Origin of the sequence: Chromobacterium sp. ASV23 (genome assembly GCF_016428945.1) — a bacterium.
GTDB classification, from domain to species: domain Bacteria; phylum Pseudomonadota; class Gammaproteobacteria; order Burkholderiales; family Chromobacteriaceae; genus Chromobacterium; species Chromobacterium sinusclupearum.
On the sequence record NZ_JAELTR010000148.1, the window covers coordinates 1 to 694 of the forward strand.

Sequence of the window (694 nt, forward strand, 5' to 3'; positions counted from 1 at the left end):
GTGCTGGGCTACAACTGGCTGGTGCGCCGCAACAAGCTGGTGCTGGACAACGTCCGCGTGGTATCCGGCCGCCTGCACGCCAGCCTGCTGAACAACCCGACCCGGTAAACAGCCATGGCGCGTTACAAACGATTTGGCCACGGCAAGGGCGACGAAGACCAAGTGCTGTCGGCGATCAACACCACGCCGCTGGTGGACGTGATGCTGGTGCTGCTGATCATCTTCCTGATCACGGTGCCGGTGGTGACGCAGACAGTGAAGATGACGCTGCCCAAAGAGCAGAACATTCCGACGCAGACCAAGCCGGAGAACATCGTGTTGGGAGTGGGACCGGATAGCCGGATCTACTGGAACATGAGCCCGGTGAAGGATCAGCAGGAGTTGCTGGCGCGGCTGGTGAAGGAAGCGAAGAAAGATCCGCAGCCGGAAGTGCACATCCGGGGGGATGCGAGCGCGCGCTACGCGCCGATCGGCCGCATCGTGCTGGCGGTGCAGCAGGCGGGGATCGTGAAAATCGCGTTTATCACCGAGCCGCCGAGCCCGGCGGGCGCGGACTAGGAGGATAGAGCATGGCGATGAACGTGGGGTCGTCGGGCGAAGACGACCTGATGATGGAAATCAACACCACGCCGCTGATCGACGTGATGTTGGTGATGCTGATCATGCTGATCATCACGATTCCGATCCAGACGCA

At 61.4% G+C, this 694-nt stretch carries 2 protein-coding genes; both read left to right on the plus strand.

Features of this window, described 5'->3' with window-relative positions; translation table 11 throughout:
• Positions 1-114: 114 nt before the first annotated feature.
• Entirely contained in the window at positions 115-558 is a 444-nt protein-coding gene (locus JHD59_RS22010) for a biopolymer transporter ExbD (protein WP_071110410.1), read from the plus strand.
• 53 nt (positions 559-611) lie between these two features.
• Positions 612-694 (plus strand): biopolymer transporter ExbD (locus JHD59_RS22015; RefSeq protein ID WP_233164467.1); only part of this gene is annotated, 83 nt, incomplete at its 3' end.

What these genes read in the sequence shown, in the direction of transcription:
- JHD59_RS22010 (WP_071110410.1), top strand. Translation starts at nt 115, where the DNA reads ATGGCGCGTTACAAACGATTTGGCCACGGCAAGGGCGACGAAGACCAA.